Origin of the sequence: Aquitalea sp. ASV15, from assembly GCF_016429115.1 — a bacterium.
Lineage (GTDB): Bacteria > Pseudomonadota > Gammaproteobacteria > Burkholderiales > Chromobacteriaceae > Aquitalea > Aquitalea magnusonii.
In genome coordinates this window covers 48,967-66,278 of sequence record NZ_JAELTZ010000017.1, presented here as the reverse complement: position 1 = coordinate 66,278, position 17,312 = coordinate 48,967, and the positions used below count along the sequence as shown (strand labels likewise).

The window sequence follows — 17,312 nt, the reverse complement described above, 5'->3', positions numbered from 1 at the left end:
CCGGCTGCGGCCGCCTCATTCCGGCTGGCCTTGCCTGCCGCCCAGCCGCGACAGCAGCAACAGCGCCAGCAGGATCAGCCCGGCACCAAACACGGCCGACAACACATAGCCGAAGTTGGCGCTATGCACAAAGGCTGGCGCATAGTCGGGGAAGGGGGCCGACCACAGGCTGGCCAGTCGTGCCAGGCCCTCCGGCGCGGCCGCCGGCGGTGCCACCTGGCCGGATGCCAGCGCCATCTGCTGGCGGCTTGCGGCATTGGCGAAGTCTTCCACCCCCCACTCGCCCCAGGCGGTGCCGGCGGCCAGCAAGCCCAGTGGCGACAGGATCATCAGCGCGGCCAGGCCATACCACAGCTTGCGCGTGCTGCGCACGGCGGCGCCAGCCACGTCGCTGCGGCCCGCTTGCAGTGACAACAGTTCCGGATAGGCGCGCTGCAGATAAGCCACCAGCCCGCCGGTGATCAGCAGCTCGGCCAGTCCGGCAAAGCTCAGATGACCCAGCATCATGGCCGGCACGGCCACCGACAGCGGATAGGGCGCATACAGCGGGGTGCCGGCGGCATCATGGAACAGCAGCGGCTGCAGGCCGAACTCGATGGCGGCCAGCAAGGCTGCGGTATTGATAGCCAGATAGCCGGATACGGCAGCTGCCAGCACGCGGCGGCGCGATTGCAGCGGGGCTCCAGCCGCCAGCAGCTGGTAGCAGGCCCAGGCCACCAGCGAGCCGACGATGGCCATGTTCAGGCTATTGGCACCGAAGCTGGTGATGCCGCCATCGCCAAAGAACAGCGCCTGAATCAGCAGTGCCACCGAAATGGCAATAATGGACGCCCACGGCCCCAGCACGATGCTGATGATGCCCATGCCTACCGCATGGCCGCTGGTGCCACCGGGCAGCGGCAGGTTGAACATCATGATGACAAAGCTGAAGGCCGAAAACAGTGCGAACAGCGGCACCATGCGGGTGTGCAGCAGGCGCTTGGCATGGCGGTAGGCCACCAGCCAGAACGGTAGCGCCACCGCATAGGCCAGCGCGCAGCTTGCCGGGCTGAGATAGCCGTCTGGAATGTGCATGGAAATATCCTCAAGAAAACCGGCAGGCGAGCAGGCCCCGCGGTGAGTTGCTGTATGAATATTTTTTAAAATGTATGAAATACTAGCAAGATGCATGCCACTTGTCATGGCTTGTCATGGCATGTTGTTCAGGCGCGTTCCTGCGCCAGCTACATGCAGCTAGCGGCGCAGGAAGGTGAAGAAGGGCTGGAAACTTGATGTACAGCTTGCTTGTCGCCTGGTTAAGGGCGTTGACAGCACACCGGCGGGGCGGGGCTCAGATCCGGCTGATCACGCGCGCGGCCGGCAGGCGTGACTTGGGCAGCTGCGCATTGAAATCGCTGTCGCTGCGATAGCCCAGGGCCACGATGACGGCGCTGGTATAGCCCATGGCACGCAGGCCCAGTTCTTCATCCAGCACTTTCTGGTCGAAGCCTTCGATGGGGCAGGCGTCGATTTGCAGGGCGGCTGCGCCCAGCAGCAGGGTGCCTGCTGCCAGGTAAACCTGCTTTTCCATCCAGTGGTGGGCATCGCGCAATTCGAAGCGGTGCATGTTGACGAAGTGTGAACGGCCGCGGTGCTGGCCGGCGCGGGCTTCGGCATTGGCAAAACGGCCGTCGGCCTCTTCCTGTTGCAGCAGTGTCTCCAGATAGACTTCATCGATGCTGGCGCGGCTGCACAATACCACCACATGCGAGGCGTTCAGTACCTTGGCTTCATTGAAGGCGTAGGCGCCACTGGTGGCCTTGGCCACGCGGGCCTTGCCTTCCGGGGTGCCGGCAATGAAAAAGTGCCAGGGCTGGGAATTGGTGGAGGAGGGGCTGAAGCGCAGCAGGGTTTCGATCTGTGCGACCTGTTCTGCGGTGAGCTGGCGGTTGGGATCGAAGGCCTTGGTGGTGTAGCGGGTCTGCGCCAGGTCGGCAATATTCATGGTGACTCCTTGCTTGGCATGTGCGGGGGGTGATGTTCGCCATTATCAAGCAAGAGCCGGGCGCGAATAAGCCGCCGCTGTAGCAAGCAGTTTCATTTTATTTTTGAAAATACCAGGTTTTTGTTTGCGATTGTCATGTCGTGTGCGCAAATGACCGGGCTGCTGTCGCCGCCGCCGGTGAGGGCGGCGACATGGCTGCTAAGCGCTTCCCGGCAGTGACTCGCGCTGCATTTGCTCGATCAGCCACTGGCTGAGCTGCTGGCTGGCCGGCCCGGCATGCCTGGCCGCATGGCAGGCGGCATGCCACTGCCTTACCTGCTCGGGTACATCGCGCTGGCCTTGCAGGAAATGGTGCAGCGGACAGTCGGCCAGGGCTGGCCGGGCGGCGGCCTGCGAGGGCTGGGCATACAGCCAGTGCTGGGCCAGTGCGCCCAGATAGCTGCTGATGTGGCCGGCAGCGGCAGGCAGGCGGAAGGTCGACTGCCAGTCGATAAAGCTGGCTTGCGCCATCGGCCGGGCCAGGCTGTAGCCCTGACCCTGCGTCGCCCCCAGGATGCAGGCGGCTTCCAGCATGCCGATGTCTTCCAGCCCCTCCACCACCACCTGTCGCTCCAGGTCCTGGCCCAGCTGCAGGATGGCGCGCATCAGCGCCAGGCTGGTCAGCGGGGTCTTGCGCAGGTTGAGCGTCAGGCTCTGGTCGATCTTGACCGTGTCAAAGGGCAGGGCGCTCAGCCTTTGCAGGCTGCTGTAGCCGGAGCCCAGATCATCCATCACCAGCTTGACGCCGGTCTGACGCAGCCGTTCGATGGCACGGTCCTGCTCGTGCGGGGCGATGTCGGCGGTTTCCAGCAGTTCCAGGCTCAGCCGTTCGGGGGCCACGCCATGGCGCGCCAGGGCCTCGGCCACCCAGCGCGGGCAGTCCTTGTCCTGCAGGGTACAGGGGGCGATGTTCAGCGAGATGTCGATGTCCAGGCCCTGCCTGTCCAGCTCGGCCAGCTGGGTCAGCGCCTTGTCCAGCCCCAGGCGGAACAGGTGGTCGAGGTCGGCATCGCCCAGCAGCGGCAGGAAGACGCCGGGGCTGACAATCTGCCCGTCTTCCCTGATCAGCCTGGCCAGGGCTTCCACTTTCACCACCTTGCCCAGCTTGAGGTCGACCAACGGCTGCAGATAAAAGGTGAGGCCGCCGGCAAACAGCCGTTCGCGCAGGGCTATGGCCAGGTTTTGCTGGATGGCGGCCGCCGGCTTGGTGCAGGCGGCCAGGATCAGCTCCCAGCGGTGCTGCAGGCCCAGGGCAAACTGCTGCATGGTGGCCGATTCAAACTGGTTGGGATAGGCCCCGAACAGGCTGATGACGGCCACGGTCAGCCCGTCCTGGTTGCGCACCGGAATGCTCATGCTGGAGCGTATCCCTACTTTGCCGGCGTGCTGGTGCCAGCGGGCATAGCGCGGGTCATTGCCGTAGGAGGCCGAGCTGCAGATGCGGCCACTGCGCCAGGCAACCGCGCTCAGCCCCTGGCCGCGCGGCGAATTGGGATCGACCACGGCTTCCGAACCGGGCTGCTGCAACAGATCGGCCACGAACTGGCCTTGCGGGCCGCGGCTGTTCTCCGGCACGAAAACACCGTCGGACATCAGGCGCATCAGCAATACCGCCTGCATGCCGGGCAATCTGCCCAGCTGCTCCAGCTCGTTGCCGACGGCGTCGGTCCACAGCGTGCCCTGGTGCGGCATGGGCAGCGACAGGCTTTCCAGATACTCGCTTTGTACTTCTGCCGCCGCTTCCAGCTGGGCGTGCAGTTGTTCCTGCAGCCGGCTGTCGATGATTTCCAGCAGCCGGTAGCGCTGGCGTATCGGCAGCAGGGTGACGTTCAGCTGTTCGCTGAAATGGCTGCGGAACAGCTCCACGCTTTGGACCAGCAGCGCCGGGGTGACCCCGACCAGGCTGTGGATGCGGCCCAGCTGCCGGCTGTCGCGACGGATCTGATCGGCCTGCTGTTCCGGCGACAATATCTGCAGCAGAAAGTCGCGATGGGCGCGCTGCAGCTGCTCCAGCTCGGCGGGCTGCAGGCTGGCGAGGATGGCCAGGGCTTCGTGGGCCGGCCGGTTCTGCTGGTAGAAGCGGCTGATGTAAAGCTCGGTGGCGCGGCTGATCAGGCGGGCGGACTTGTGCAGCAGCTGGCTGGCCTCTGCGCCGTAAAGTGCGAAATGGCTGCTTTCCTCGGCGTGATAGCCGGCCTCGTCCGCCACCATGCGCCACCAGCGCTGGCGGGTGGGTTTGTGCTGCTTGGCCTGGTACATGGCGGCATCGGCCTGGCGCATCAGGGCATCCGGTTCGATGCCGTCATGCGGGTAAAGGGCGATACCCACCGTCATGCCCACTTCGGCCTCGATGCCGGCCTCCAGCGCAAAGGGCGATTCCACCGCCTGGTGCAGCCGCTGCAAGGCGCTTTCCAGTTGTTGCAGGGCGGCTTCTTCCTGCAGGTCTTCCATGATGACCACGAACTCATCGCCGCCCAGACGGGCGACAAAGTCGGTCTGGCGCAGCAAGGCCTGCAGGCGATGGGCCAGGTCCTTCAGCAGGCGGTCGCCCGCCTCATGGCCCCAGGTATCGTTGACCGGCTTGAAGTCGTCCAGATCGATCATGCACACCGCCACCAGCTTCTCGCTGCGCTGGGCGCGTGCCAGTGCCGCCGCCAGGTGGCGGGTGAGGGCAAAGCGGTTGGGCAGGGCGGTCAGCCAGTCGTGATGGGCGGCATTGATGATCAGCTCTTCATTGTGCTTGCGCTCGGTAATGTCCTGGCTGGTGCCGATGGCACGCAAGGCCAGGCCCTGGGCATTGCGCGCCACCACCTTGCCGGTGCAGCGTATCCAGGTCCAGTCGCCACGGGCGTTGCGGTAGCGGAATTCCTGCTGAAAGCGGCTTTCGCTGCCGCGCAGCACGGCCATGCAGGCCTGGTAGACCTTCTGGTAATCGGCAGGGTGCACGTCGGCGAACATGGCACTGGCCCGGTAGCGTGCCGCCTGTTCCGGATGGCCCAGCATGCGCGCCCAGCGGGCATCGACACAGGCGCAATCCTGCAGGATGTCCATGTCCCACAGCGACAGCCGCGAGGCATCCAGCGCCAGCGACAGCTGTTCGTTGGCCTGCTGCAAGGCCAGTTCCGTGGCCTTGCGATCGGCAATGTCGGTGTAGGACAGCACAAAACCCTGTATCGCGCCGGCTGTGTCGTACAGGGCATTGCCATGCAGCATGACGATGATGCTGCGGCCATCGCTGGCGATGCGGCGCACCTCGCCCTGAAACGGCAGCGTGGCATCCGGCCCGCAGCGAAAGCCGCCATCGCTCAGCCCATCCGCCGCCTCTGCGGGAATGATGATGTCGATGGATTGCCCTGTCAGGGTGGCACTGTCGTAGCCAAACAGCTGGCAGAAGGCCGGATTGGCATAATCTATGCGGCCCTGGGGGTCGAGAATGGCAAAGGCTTGCGAGCTCTGGTGCAGGGCTTGCTGGAAATTGGGCAGGGTCATGGTCCGGTCCTGCAGCGGGCGCAACGGCCACCCGGCTGGCAGCAAATAAGGTGTCATGTGCCGGCATGCTGCGCGGCACTGTGGCTGATTTTACCCCAAACCATTGGCATTGCCGCCGGCCAGGCCATGGCAAAGTGCGGCAAATAGCGGAAAAGCGGGCTTCTGTGTCGGCACGGCAATCGCTATCATGCTGCTTTTGCTCGACCTGAAACGACCGGCCCGGCCGGTCGCGCGGGCGAGCCACTGCCAGGACACCCCATGAGCACTGCACACCAAGCACTGATCCAAGCCCTGCCCAAGGCCGAACTGCACCTGCATATCGAAGGCAGCCTGGAACCGGAACTGATGTTCCGCCTGGCCGCGCGCAACGGCATCGCACTGCCTTATCCGACGGTGGAGGCACTGCGGGCGGCCTATGATTTTGACAATCTGCAATCCTTTCTCGACCTCTACTACGCCGGCGCCGGGGTATTGCAGACCGAGCAGGATTTCTACGAGCTGACCTGGGCCTATCTGTTGCGCTGCCGTGACGACCATGTCGTCCACACTGAAATCTTCTTCGATCCGCAAACCCATACCGCGCGTGGCATTGCCTTTGCCACGGTTTATCAGGGCATCCGGCGCGCCCTGGATGAGGGCCGCACCCAGCTGGGCATCAGTTCGCGGCTGATCATGTCATTCCTGCGCCATTTGAGCGAAGAAGACGGCTTTGCCGTACTGGAGCAAGCGCGCCCCTATCTTGCCGGCATTGACGGTTTCGGTCTGGACTCCAGTGAGGTGGGCCACCCGCCGTCCAAGTTTGCCCGGCTGTTTGCCGCCTGCCATGCGCTGGGCCTGCCCTGCGTGGCGCATGCCGGTGAAGAAGGCCCGCCGGCCTATGTGTGGGAGGCGCTGGACCTGCTCAAGGTATGCCGTATCGACCACGGTGTGCGGGCGCTGGAAGACGCGGCACTGGTGGCGCGGCTGGTGGCCGAGCGCATGCCGCTGACGGTATGTCCGTATTCCAACGTCAAGCTGCGGGTGTTCGACCAGCTCAAGGATCACAATCTGCGCCAGCTCTTGCAGGCCGGGCTGTGTGCCACGGTGAACTCGGACGACCCGGCTTATTTTGGCGGCTATGTGCAGGAAAACTATCTGGGCTGCGCCCGCGAGCTGGGCCTGAGCCAGGCCGAGATCCTGCAGCTGTGCCAGAACGGTTTCGAGGCCAGCTGGCTGGCGCCGGCGGACAAGGCGCACTGGCTGGCGGAATGCGCGCGCATTGCCGCCGGCTTTGCCGACCCGGCCTAAGCGCTCAGGCCGGCCGCCAGCTGACGGGTCAGCTCGCCCGCCGGCATTGCCTGGCAGCCGCTGGCATTCTGGCCGCACCATAGCGGGCTGAAGTCGTCGCGGCCCAGTGCTTCGGCGGCGGCGCGCAAGGGCACCAGCGCGGCGGAGGCCAGGGGAAAGGCCGGCACGGCCGGGTGGCGCGGGCCCAGTTCCCGCATCAGGCGGTTGACGATGCCGCGGGCTGGCCGGCCACTGTAGAGCGTGGTCAGCGCGGTGTGCGCCGCGGCCGGGCTGCACAGTGCCGCACGGTGCAGGGCGCTGGTGTCGGCTTCCGGGCACAGCAGATAGGCCGTGCCCACTTGCACGCCAGCCGCACCCAGCCGCATGGCGGCTGCCACCCCGGCAGCATCGGCAATCCCGCCTGCAGCGATCACCGGAATGTCCAGCGCCTGCACGATCTGCGGCAGCAGGGCAAAGCTGCCCAGCTGATCATCCAGATCATCATGCAGGAACATGCCGCGATGGCCGCCGGCTTCCAGCCCTTGCGCGATCACTGCATCGGCACCATTGGCTGCCAGCCAGCGGGCCTCGGCCACCGTGGTGGCGCTGGACAGCACCTTTGCGCCAGTGGCCTTGACCTGTTGCAGCAAGGCCGGGGCGGGCAGGCCAAAGTGAAAGCTCACCAGCGCCGGACGATAGTGGCTGACCAGATCCGCCATCTCCTTATTGAAGGGCAGGCGTCCGGCGCCGCCGGCTGCCGTCGGAACGATGCCCAGCTCCTGGTAGAAGGGCGCCAGCAGCGCCTGCCAGCCGGCCAGCGCGGCCGGATCGTCTGCCGGTGGCTGATGGCAGAAAAAGTTGAGGTTGTACGGCTGCCGGCCCAGCTGTTGCAGTGCCTCCAGTTCCTGTTGCAACTGGCTGGCGGAGAGCATGGCGGCGGGCAGCGAGCCCACGGCGCCGGCCTGGCTGACCGCGATGGCCAGCCGGCTACCCTGCACGCCAGCCATTGGGGCCTGGATGATGGAAAAGGGGATGTCCAGCCATTGCGCCAGCGTCATGTTCGGTCCTTGTCGGCTCGGTGGAGAGTGCAGCATGGGCCGGCCGTCGCGGCTTGAACAGGCTGCTCAACTTGTCCGCCGAGTATGACAGCACTGCTTCCCTTGTGGGGGCAGGCCGTACCCGAAAACTGTAGCACCGCTGCTACCTTGCCCGTTTCCCACACGCTCCTGCGGGCATTTGGCCTGCGATGGCCGCGGTTTTGCGCCATAATCAGCCAGACCATTCCTGTTTTTGATTGCAATCGGGGCCATACGATAAAAAGGGCTATCAAGCCATGCTGACAGTCAAGAGCAAGCTGCTGCTGCTCTCCCGTTACTACTGGTTGATCCTGCTGGTATTCATCGCCTTTGTCGTCAGCTTTGTGCTGTATGTGCAGGCAGAAAAAGCCATCGACCGTGCCAACGATGCGCGCCACGCATCCATTTTGCTGGCCGGCGAATTGCGCCAGTCTTCCGATGACCTGACCCGCATGGTGCGAACCTATGTGGTGACCGGTGATCCCGTCTATCAGCAGCATTACCGCGAAATCCTGGCCATCCGCGAGGGCAAGGCCCCGCGCCCGCTGGACTACCAGAACATCTACTGGGATCTGGTACTGGACGATGCCCATCGACCGCAGGCCGCCAGTGCCGCTCCCTCCTTGCTGCAGCGCATGCGCGCAGCCGGCTTTACCCCCGAGGAAATGGCCAGGCTGGCCGAGGCCAAGGCCAAATCCGATGCCCTGACCCGTACCGAATGGGCGGCCATGGCGCTGGTGGCATCCGCCCCGGCACTGGACTCCCCGCAACGGCAGCAAGCCATCCACATGTTGCACGATGCCGCCTATCACCGTGCCAAGGCCGCCATCATGCAGCCGATTGCCGAATTCAACCGCCTCTCTGCCCAGCGTACCTTGCAGGCGGTGGAGGATGCCGAGCGCTATGCCTTGCAGCTGCGCTGTATATTCGTGGCCTTCGGCCTGCTGTTGCTGCCCTTGCTGTGGGGCCAGCGGCGTAATCTGCTCAATGTACTGGGTGGCAGTGTGACCGAGCTGCACAGCAGCATCTCCCGCCTGGGCAGCGGTGACTTTTCGCAGCCGGTGCCGCTGGGCAGCTATAGCCGGCACAGCGTGATGGGCTGGCTGGCGGAAACCCGCGACAAGCTGCAGCGCCTAGATGCCGCCCGCCGCCAGGCCGATGCGCACAATCAGCGCCTGACCGGGCTTTACAATGCACTGAGCCAGTGCAATCAGGCCATTGTGCGCAGCCGTACCCAGCTTGAGCTGTTTGAGCGGATGTGCCAGGCCGCGGTGGAGCATGGCGGCATGAAAATGGTGTGGGTGGGGCTGCTGGATGAAGAGGCAAGACATATCCGGCCACTGTGCGCCTACGGCAGCGGCACCGAGTATCTGGTTGATTTGCCGCTGGCAACCGCTGCGGCCGATCCACTCAGCCAGGGCCCCACCGGCCGCGCCGTGCAGACCGGTCTGGCGCAATGGTGCCAGGATTTCCAGCATGACCCTGTCACCGCGCCCTGGCATGACCGTGCCATTCTTTATGGTTGGGGGGCCTCGGCCGCACTGCCCTTGCAGTGCAATGGCCGGATCATCGGCGCACTCACCCTGTACAGTGGCGAGCCGCATGCCTTTGACGAGGCGGCGCGCATGCTGATCGAGGAAATGGTGATGGACCTGGACTATGCGCTGGACAGCTTCCAGCGCGAACAGGAGCGGCAGGCCGCCAATACCGCCTTGCAGCTGAGCGAACAGCGCTTGCGCACCATCATCGAAACCGAGCCGGAATGCATCAAGGTAGTGGGGTCCGCAGGCCAGCTGCTGGAAATGAACCGGGCCGGCATGGCCATGCTGCAGGCCGACAGCCTGCAGCAGATCCAGCAGCTGGGCCTGCTGCATTTCGTATTGCCCGAGCACCATGCCGCCTTCATGCAGCTGCACCAGCAGGTGATGAGCGGGCAGAGCGCTACGCTGGAATTCGAAATATGCGGCCTGCACGGGCAGCGGCGCTGGCTGGAAACCCATGCCGCGCCCATGCGCGACGAAGAGGGGGCCATCAGCATGCTGCTGGCGATTACCCGTGATATCACCCTGCGCAAACAGAACGAGCAGCATATCCGTTATCTGGCCCATTACGATGTGCTGACCGGCCTGCCCAACCGGGTGATGCTGGAAGAACAGGCCGAGCGGATACTGCAGCAGGCGGCCCGCCAGCAGCAGGCGCAGGCCTTGATATTCCTCGACCTCGATCACTTCAAGGACATCAATGATTCGCTGGGCCACAGCGTCGGCGATGCCTTGCTGGTGCAACTGGCCGCCAGATTGCGCCGGGTGCTGCCGGATGGTGCGCTGGTGTCCCGGCTGGGAGGCGACGAGTTCGTGCTGCTGTTGCCGGATAGCGATGCCGCGCAGGCCGAGGCGCTGGCCCGGCAGCTGCTGGACGATATCGCCCGCCCCTATCAGGTGGCGCCTTACGATCTGAATGTTTCGGCCTCCATCGGCATTGCGCTGTACCCACATGATGGCCGGGATCTGGAAACCCTGTCGCGCCGTGCCGATGCCGCGATGTACCTGGCCAAGAAGGCCGGCCGCAGCTGTTTCCGTTTCTATACCACGGCGATTCAGGAAAAGGCCGCGCGTCATCTGCAGCTGGTGAATGCACTGCGCGTGGCACTGGAACAGCAGCAGCTCAGCATCCATTACCAGCCGCAGCTTTCCATGGCCGATGGCCGGCTGGTCGGCGCCGAGGCACTGCTGCGCTGGGCGCATCCGGAGCTGGGCCATATCTCGCCGGCAGAGTTCATTCCGGTTGCCGAGGACTGCGGCCTGATCCTGCCGCTGGGCGAATGGGTGCTGCGTCATGCCGTCCGTCAGGCACGGCAGTGGCGCGAGCAGGGGCTGGAACTGGTGATGGCGGTCAATCTGTCGGCCGTGCAATTCCGCCAGCCCGATCTGCCGGCGCTGGTGGCGCGCATTCTGCAGGAAGAGGGCTTGCCCGCCAGCGCGCTGGAACTGGAGCTGACCGAAGGCGTGGCCATGTACGACCCGCAACAGGCCATCGCGGTGATGAATGCCTTGCACGAGCAGGGTGTGCGCATGTCCATCGACGATTTCGGCACCGGTTATTCCTCGCTGAACCTGCTCAAGCAGTTCCGCGTCTACAAGCTGAAAATCGACCAGAGCTTTGTGCGCGACATCGTGACCGATCCGGAAGATCGCGCCATTGTCGCCGCCATCATCGACATGGCGGAAAACCTGGGCCTGCTGACCATTGCCGAGGGGGTGGAGACCGGAGAGCAGCTCAGCTGGCTACGCGCCCAGGGCTGTGATGAGCTGCAGGGTTACCTGTTCAGCCGGCCGCTGCCGGCCGCGGCCTTTGCCGCCTATGCGCAGCAGCACCAGCCGGCCACCGCACTGCTGGGTTCATGAGCCGGCCAGGCTGGCCGGCAGCTGTTGTTGCCGGGCCTGTGACGTGCTGCCGCCATGCTGGGCGGGCCAGGTTGCGGCCAGCCAGTCCTGCAGCTGCCCGGCGGGCAGGGCCGGGCTGAACAGATAGCCCTGTATCACCTGGCAGCCTTGCGCCACCAGGAAGTCGTACTGGGCAGCGGTTTCCACGCCTTCGGCAATCACGGTCAGGCCCAGGCTGTGGCCCAGGGCAATGACCGCCTTGCAGATGGCGGCATCGTTGGGGTTGTCCAGTACGTCGCGTACAAAGCTGCGGTCGATCTTGACCTGGTCCAGCGGCAGTTGCCGCAGGTAGGACAGCGAGGAATAACCGGTGCCGAAATCATCCAGGGCAAAGGTGATGCCCAGCTGGCGCAGGCTGTTCATCTTGCTGGCCGCGTCGTCCAGCTTCATCAGCAGCAGGCTTTCGGTGATTTCCAGTTTCAGTAGCGCCGGGTTGGCGCCGCTGTCCTGCAGCAGGTGGCGCAGGCGGCTGACAAAATCGCTCTGGTGGAACTGGCGGGCGCTGACATTGACGGCAATGCTCAGCCCGGCGGTGGCGGCATGGCCGGCCCAGGCGGCCAGCTGGGTGCAGGCTTGTTGCAGCACCCAGTGGTCGATGGCCAGGATCAGATTGCTCTGTTCCGCCAGCGGAATGAAGGCGCCGGGCAGGCGCAGCCCCTGTTGCGGGCTATGCCAGCGCAGCAGTGCCTCCACGCTCTGGCAGGGGTGGCCATGGCGGATCTGCGGCTGGTAATGCAGGCTGAGTTCGCCGTTTTCCAGTGCCTGGTGCAGCTCGGCTTCCAGCCGGGTGCGGGCATTGATTTCCGCCTGCATCAGCGGATCGAAAAAGCGCAGGGTATTGCGGCCGGCCGCTTTGGCCTGGTACATGGCCAGATCGGCTTGCTTGAGGATGTCTTCGGTGCTGTCGTGCTCCCCGGCAAACAGGGCGATGCCCAGGCTGCAACTGCCGCGGTAGTCGTGGCCGCGCAGCTGGTAAGGCTGTTTGAGCTGCGCCAGGATCTTGCGGCCGACGCTTTCCGCCTCGCGCAGTGCCGTTTCACGCTGCAGGCCCAGGTCCTCCAGCAATACGATGAATTCGTCGCCCCCCAGTCGTGCCACGGTATCGCCCACGCGCAGGCAGTGGCGCAGGCGGGCGGCCACCTCCTGCAGCAGCAGGTCGCCGATGTCATGGCCCATGGTGTCGTTCAGCGACTTGAAGTTGTCCAGATCGAGGAATAACAGCGCGCCGTACTGCTGCTGGCGGTGTGCCGCATCCAGCGCATGTTGCAGCCGCTCCAGCAGCAGGCGGCGGTTGGGCAGGTGGGTGAGGGCATCGTAAAACGCCAGGGTCTGGATGGCGTCGGCGGCAGCCTTGCGTTCGGTGATGTCCTGGAAGATGGCCACGTAGTGGCTGGTCTGGCCATCGCTGTCGTGCACGGCGGTAATGGTGAGCCATTCCGGGAAGACTTCGCCGTTCTGGCGGCTGTTCCAGATTTCGCCCTGCCAGCGGCCAACTTGCAGCAGCGATTGCCACAGCTGCTGGTAGAACGCCGGCGGATGGCGGTGCGAGCTGAGAATGGCCGGGGTCTTGCCCACCACTTCGGCGCTGCTGTAGCCGGTAATCTGGCAGAAGGACGGATTCACCCGCAGGATCACCCCGTCGCGGTCGGTCACCATGATGCCTTCCTGGGTCAGGAAGGTGGTGGCGGCAATGCGCAGCTCGGCCTCCATGGCCTTGGCCTGGCTGATGTCGGCGATATAGCCGTACCAGGTGACGTACGGGCCTTCCTGTTCGGGCAGGGCATCCACCCGCAGCCATTTGAGCTGGCCATCGGGCCGCACGATGCGGTACTCGATATGCCATAGCGTCAGGTTGGCGGCCGAGGCATGCATGGCACTGAAGAAGGCATCCGCATCGTCCGGATGCAGCATGGCGCGCATGGGGTCGGCATTGTGGCTGACTTGCTGCGGTGTCAGGCCGTACAGCTCATGCAGCGCCTCGCTGGCAAAGGGCAGGCAGCCGTGGCCATCTGCGAACAGGCGGTACTGGAACACCACGCCGGGAATGTGCGACACGATCTTGCGCAGCAGCCGGTTGGCCGCGTGTTCGCCGGCTTGTTCTTCTTCGCGCAGGATGCGCTCCAGCAAGCCGTTGAACGAGCTGGCCAGCAGGCCGAGCTCATCTTGCTGCCGCACCGGCAGCGCCTGCTTGGGCAGGGTGCCATCGCGCATGCCGGCCAGCAGCGTGGTGGCCTCGGACAGCGGCAGCAGCTGCCGGCGCAGCCACCACCAGCTGAAACCGCCTGCCAGCAGGGTCAGGCACAGTGCCAGGCCAAACAGCTGCCGTTGCAGGGTGCGGATGGGGGCAAAGGCTTCGGTGGTCGGCAATACCGCCTGCATCAGCCAGCCGGTGGACGGAATGCGCACGCTGGAGGACAGCTCGGCCACGCCGTGTGAGCTGACGGCAATGCCCGAGCCCTGGTAACCCGACAGATAGCGGTCATACAGCGGGTTGATGCCCGGGGCGGGACCCGGCTGCAGCAGGCGGCGCTTGTCGGATGACACCATGTAGCGACGGCTGTGCGGCACGGTAATGAAATAATCACCGGTGGCGCCATACTTGGCCGAACTGATGTCATCCAGAAAATTGGGCCGGGCCAGGTTGGTCACGCCCATGATCATCCCCACCAGCCGGCCATCAGCGGCGCGCAAGGGTTGAAGCATCGAAATGACCGGCTGGCCGGTGTGCTGGCCGAACATGGGTTCGGTAATGCTGGCCTGGCCAGCTTGCATGGCCTGGCGGAAAAAATCGCGCTGGCCGTAAGACACCCCGTTGCGCCCGAGCGAACGCGGAATGCTGGCGCGGGCGACGCCCTGTGCGTCCAGTACCACGATGCCCCAGTTGAACATCAGCTGCAGCAGCGGTCGCCGTTCCAGCTGTGGCTGGAGGCTGTCCTCGCGCAGCGGGATGTTGTTCAGCTGCTCGGCCAGCGATTGCAGGATCAGCATGCGCTCCTTGACCGAGCGGTCCACCTCGCGTGCGGCCAGCGACACGGCGGAAAACTGCTGGGCCGAGATGGTGTCCTCCATCTGCCGGCGCAGGCTGTGGCTGATGAGCAGGGTGGCCAGCCACAGGGTGATGACCAGTGCCAGCAGCATGCCGAGGGTGATGCGGGTGCGCAGGGAAGTCCTGCCCGTCAGATGAAAGTGCTTGCCCATGATGTCTGTCGCTGCCAGAGAAAAGCGCTTGCAGCCAGCATAGCGGAGCCCGCGCGGGCTGTAAGGCCGTGTCCGGCGCAAACAGGACAATCTCTGCGCCGGATCAAGATTCCTGCACGGCCATATGCGGTCAGAGCCAGGCCTGGCCGGCCTTTGCCGGCCTTACCAGTTGGTTTCACGGTCCGGCGTGGCGCTGATCTGGTGGATGGTCAGGTCGGCGCCGTTGAACTCTTCTTCCTCATCCAGCCGGATGCCCACGGTCTTGCGCAGCAAGGCATACACCAGATAACCGCCGCCAAAACCGATGGCGATGCCAGCCAGTGTGCCCAGCACTTGCGACAGCAGGCTGACGCCGCCCAGCCCGCCCAGTGCGCTCTGGCCGAAGATGCCGGCAGCAATGCCGCCCCAGGCACCGCAGATGCCGTGCAGCGGCCATACCCCCAGCACATCGTCGATCTTCCAGCGGTTCTGGGTCTGGGTGAACAGCCAGACAAACAGGCCACCGGCCGCCAGCCCCACCAGCAGCGCACCCAGCGGATGCATGATGTCCGAGCCGGCACATACCGCCACCAGGCCGGCCAGCGGGCCGTTGTGAATGAAGCCGGGGTCGTTCTTGCCGGCCCACATGGCGCTGAGCGTACCGCCCACCATGGCCATCAGCGAGTTGATGGCTACCAGCCCGGAAATGCCGTTCAGACGCTGGGCGCTCATCACGTTGAAGCCGAACCAGCCGACGATCAGGATCCACGCGCCCAGTGCCAGAAACGGAATGGAAGAGGGCGGATGGGCGGAGATGCGGCCTTCCTTGCTGTAGCGGCCGCGCCGCGCGCCCAGGTTGAGCACCGCGGCCAGGCCGATCCAGCCGCCCACCGCATGCACCACCACCGAACCGGCAAAGTCATGGAAAGGCTGGCCAAAGCTGTGGCTCAGCCAGTCCTGCACGCCATAGTGATTGTTCCAGGCCATGCCCTCGAAAAAGGGATAGACCAGCCCCACCAGCAGAAAGGTAGCTGCCGATTGCGGGTGGAATTTGGCGCGCTCGGCGATACCGCCGGACACAATGGCGGGAATGGCGGCGGCAAAGGTCAGCAGAAAGAAAAACTTCACCAGCTCATAGCCATTGTGCTGGGCAATATGGCTGGCATCGCCCAGAAAATTGATGCCATAAGCCACGCTGTAGCCAACAAAGAAATAGGCAATGGCCGACACGGCAAAGTCGGTCAGGATCTTGACCAGGGCATTGACCTGGTTTTTCTTGCGGACGGTGCCCAGCTCCAGAAAGGCGAAGCCTGCATGCATGGCCAGGATCATGATGGCCCCCAGCAGCAGGAACAGTACATCGGAAGGTGAATTCGAGTTTGGCATGGCGAGTCCCGTTGTTGTCGGCTTTTATCGGGCTTGCATCAAGCAAGGGGAGTGCCAGCCTGCTGCTGACGGCACCAATTTGAATCACCATCGCCCGAAAATGGTGATGTTGCGCCCGCTTCCGGTGAATCTGGCAGGCGGCGGCGACGGCGGTGCTGGTGCGTTCATGCACCAAAACGGTGTTTCATGACGTATTTATGCTGTTAATTGGTGCATTCTGGATAAATGGCACCGCCGCGGTGCGGGGTGCTGCCATGGCAGCCTGCACCCTGCCGTGGCCCCTGCCATGCGGCAAGCCGCCATGCCTGCGGCAGTTGCCGTGAGCCGAGCGAATTTTCGTAAAAATACTTAGGTATAAAGCATGACGAGCAGCTACATTCAAACGGTGAATTGAAAAAGAAGAAATACAATCGTGGCCTTCAATAAAAACAGCCTGCTTACGGGGATAATCGGCTGCCTGCTGTGTTGCCAGCTGGCCGTGGCCAAGGATGTGCTGCGGGTGCTGGCCTGGCCCGGCTATGCCGACCCGGATGTGGTACATGCCTTCGAGCAACGCTTCCAGGTCAGCGTGGAGGTGACCTTTGTCGACTCGGACGAAGCGCTGTGGGCGAAGATGCATGCTGTCGCCGGCCCGCGTTTCGATGTGCTGGCCGCCAATACCGCCGAAATGCAGCGCTACTTTGCCGCCGGTCTGCTCAAGCCGCTGGACCCGGCCTTGCTGCCCAATACCCGGCGCCAGCTGCCACGCTTTCGCAATCTGGCGGCCATTCCCGGCCTGCAGCAGCAAGGCCGGCTGTATGCCGTTCCCTTTACCTATTCCACCATGGGCATCATCTATGACCGGCGGCAGTTTGCCGTGCCGCCTGACAGCATGAATGTGCTGTGGGACCCGCGTTATCGCCACAAGGTGCTCGACTTCAATAGCGGACAGCACAATTTCTCGTTTACCGCGCTGGCCAGTGGCATCGCACAGCCGTTTGCGCTGAGCGCGGCGCAGCGCGACCGCCTGGTGCAGCGGCTGATTGCGCTGCGGCGCAATGTCCTGACGTTTTACAGCCTGCCGGAAGAGGGAACCGAATTGTTCATCCGCCACAAGATCGCGCTGATGTTTGGCAATTACGGCACCCAGCAGCTGAATTCGCTGCGCCAGGCCGGGGCCGATGTGGGCTATGCCATTCCGCGGGAAGGCGTGCTGGCCTGGCTGGATTGCTGGGCGATGACGGCAGCCAGCAGCAAACCCCAGCTGGCGCAGCAATGGATCAACTACATGCTGGAGCCGGCGGTCAGTGGCTTGCTGCCGGCCCGCCAGGGGCTGGCCAATACCCTCAGTGCCAGTGACGAACTGAAACCCGGCGCCAAAGTGCTGTGGTTGCAGCCGGTGGAAAACGCCGCGCTGCGCGAAGCACTGTGGCAAAAGATCTATTCCGGCGACCGGCCGGGGAGTTTCTGAAT

Annotated in this window: 10 protein-coding genes; 4 read left to right on the top strand and 6 right to left on the bottom strand. The window is 64.3% G+C overall.

Features of this window, described 5'->3' with window-relative positions; translation table 11 throughout:
- Nucleotides 1–15: 15 nt before the first annotated feature.
- The 3 genes from cbiM to JHD64_RS09795 form a co-directional block, all read right to left on the bottom strand.
- The gene (gene cbiM / locus JHD64_RS09805) at nucleotides 16–1,074 is read right to left on the bottom strand and encodes a cobalt transporter CbiM (protein WP_199053118.1); all 1,059 of its coding nucleotides are present in this window, start codon (nucleotides 1,072–1,074) and stop codon (nucleotides 16–18) included.
- Nucleotides 1,075–1,330: 256 nt separating this feature from the next.
- On the bottom strand, nucleotides 1,331–1,984 hold the full coding sequence (gene nfsB / locus JHD64_RS09800; protein ID WP_199053117.1) for an oxygen-insensitive NAD(P)H nitroreductase: 654 nt from the start codon (nucleotides 1,982–1,984) through the stop codon (nucleotides 1,331–1,333).
- 198 nt (nucleotides 1,985–2,182) lie between these two features.
- Nucleotides 2,183–5,512 (bottom strand): EAL domain-containing protein, encoded by a 3,330-nt coding sequence (locus tag JHD64_RS09795; protein ID WP_199053116.1) that lies wholly within the window; start codon nucleotides 5,510–5,512, stop codon nucleotides 2,183–2,185.
- A 258-nt stretch (nucleotides 5,513–5,770) separates the two neighbouring features.
- Here JHD64_RS09795 and JHD64_RS09790 point away from each other — a divergent pair, with 258 nt between their 5' ends.
- Entirely contained in the window at nucleotides 5,771–6,799 is a 1,029-nt protein-coding gene (locus tag JHD64_RS09790) for an adenosine deaminase (protein WP_110313819.1), read from the top strand.
- On the opposite strand, the gene JHD64_RS09785 is transcribed toward JHD64_RS09790, so the two are convergent.
- Nucleotides 6,796–7,836 carry a nitronate monooxygenase family protein gene (locus tag JHD64_RS09785; RefSeq protein WP_199053115.1) on the bottom strand — a complete coding sequence of 347 codons (1,041 nt, stop codon included), beginning with the start codon at nucleotides 7,834–7,836 and terminating at the stop codon, nucleotides 6,796–6,798. The two genes, JHD64_RS09790 and JHD64_RS09785, sit on opposite strands and share 4 nt — an antisense overlap.
- Before the next feature lie 275 nt (nucleotides 7,837–8,111).
- On the opposite strand from JHD64_RS09785, the gene JHD64_RS09780 reads away from it, so the two are divergent.
- Nucleotides 8,112–11,258, top strand: coding sequence for a bifunctional diguanylate cyclase/phosphodiesterase (locus JHD64_RS09780; protein WP_199053114.1), 3,147 nt, complete (start codon nucleotides 8,112–8,114; stop codon nucleotides 11,256–11,258).
- Here the strand turns inward: JHD64_RS09780 and JHD64_RS09775 are convergent.
- Nucleotides 11,253–14,495 (bottom strand): EAL domain-containing protein, encoded by a 3,243-nt coding sequence (locus JHD64_RS09775; RefSeq protein ID WP_199053113.1) that lies wholly within the window; start codon nucleotides 14,493–14,495, stop codon nucleotides 11,253–11,255. The two genes, JHD64_RS09780 and JHD64_RS09775, sit on opposite strands and share 6 nt — an antisense overlap.
- Before the next feature lie 162 nt (nucleotides 14,496–14,657).
- A complete protein-coding gene (locus JHD64_RS09770; protein ID WP_199053112.1) occupies nucleotides 14,658–15,860 on the bottom strand; it encodes an ammonium transporter in 1,203 nt (400 codons plus the stop codon).
- Here JHD64_RS09770 and JHD64_RS09765 point away from each other — a divergent pair.
- On the top strand, nucleotides 15,859–16,050 hold the full coding sequence (locus JHD64_RS09765) for a hypothetical protein (RefSeq protein WP_146216025.1): 192 nt from the start codon (nucleotides 15,859–15,861) through the stop codon (nucleotides 16,048–16,050). The two genes, JHD64_RS09770 and JHD64_RS09765, sit on opposite strands and share 2 nt — an antisense overlap.
- 222 nt (nucleotides 16,051–16,272) lie before the next feature.
- Nucleotides 16,273–17,310, top strand: coding sequence for an extracellular solute-binding protein (locus JHD64_RS09760; protein ID WP_370540947.1), 1,038 nt, complete (start codon nucleotides 16,273–16,275; stop codon nucleotides 17,308–17,310).
- Nucleotides 17,311–17,312: the final 2 nt, after the last annotated feature.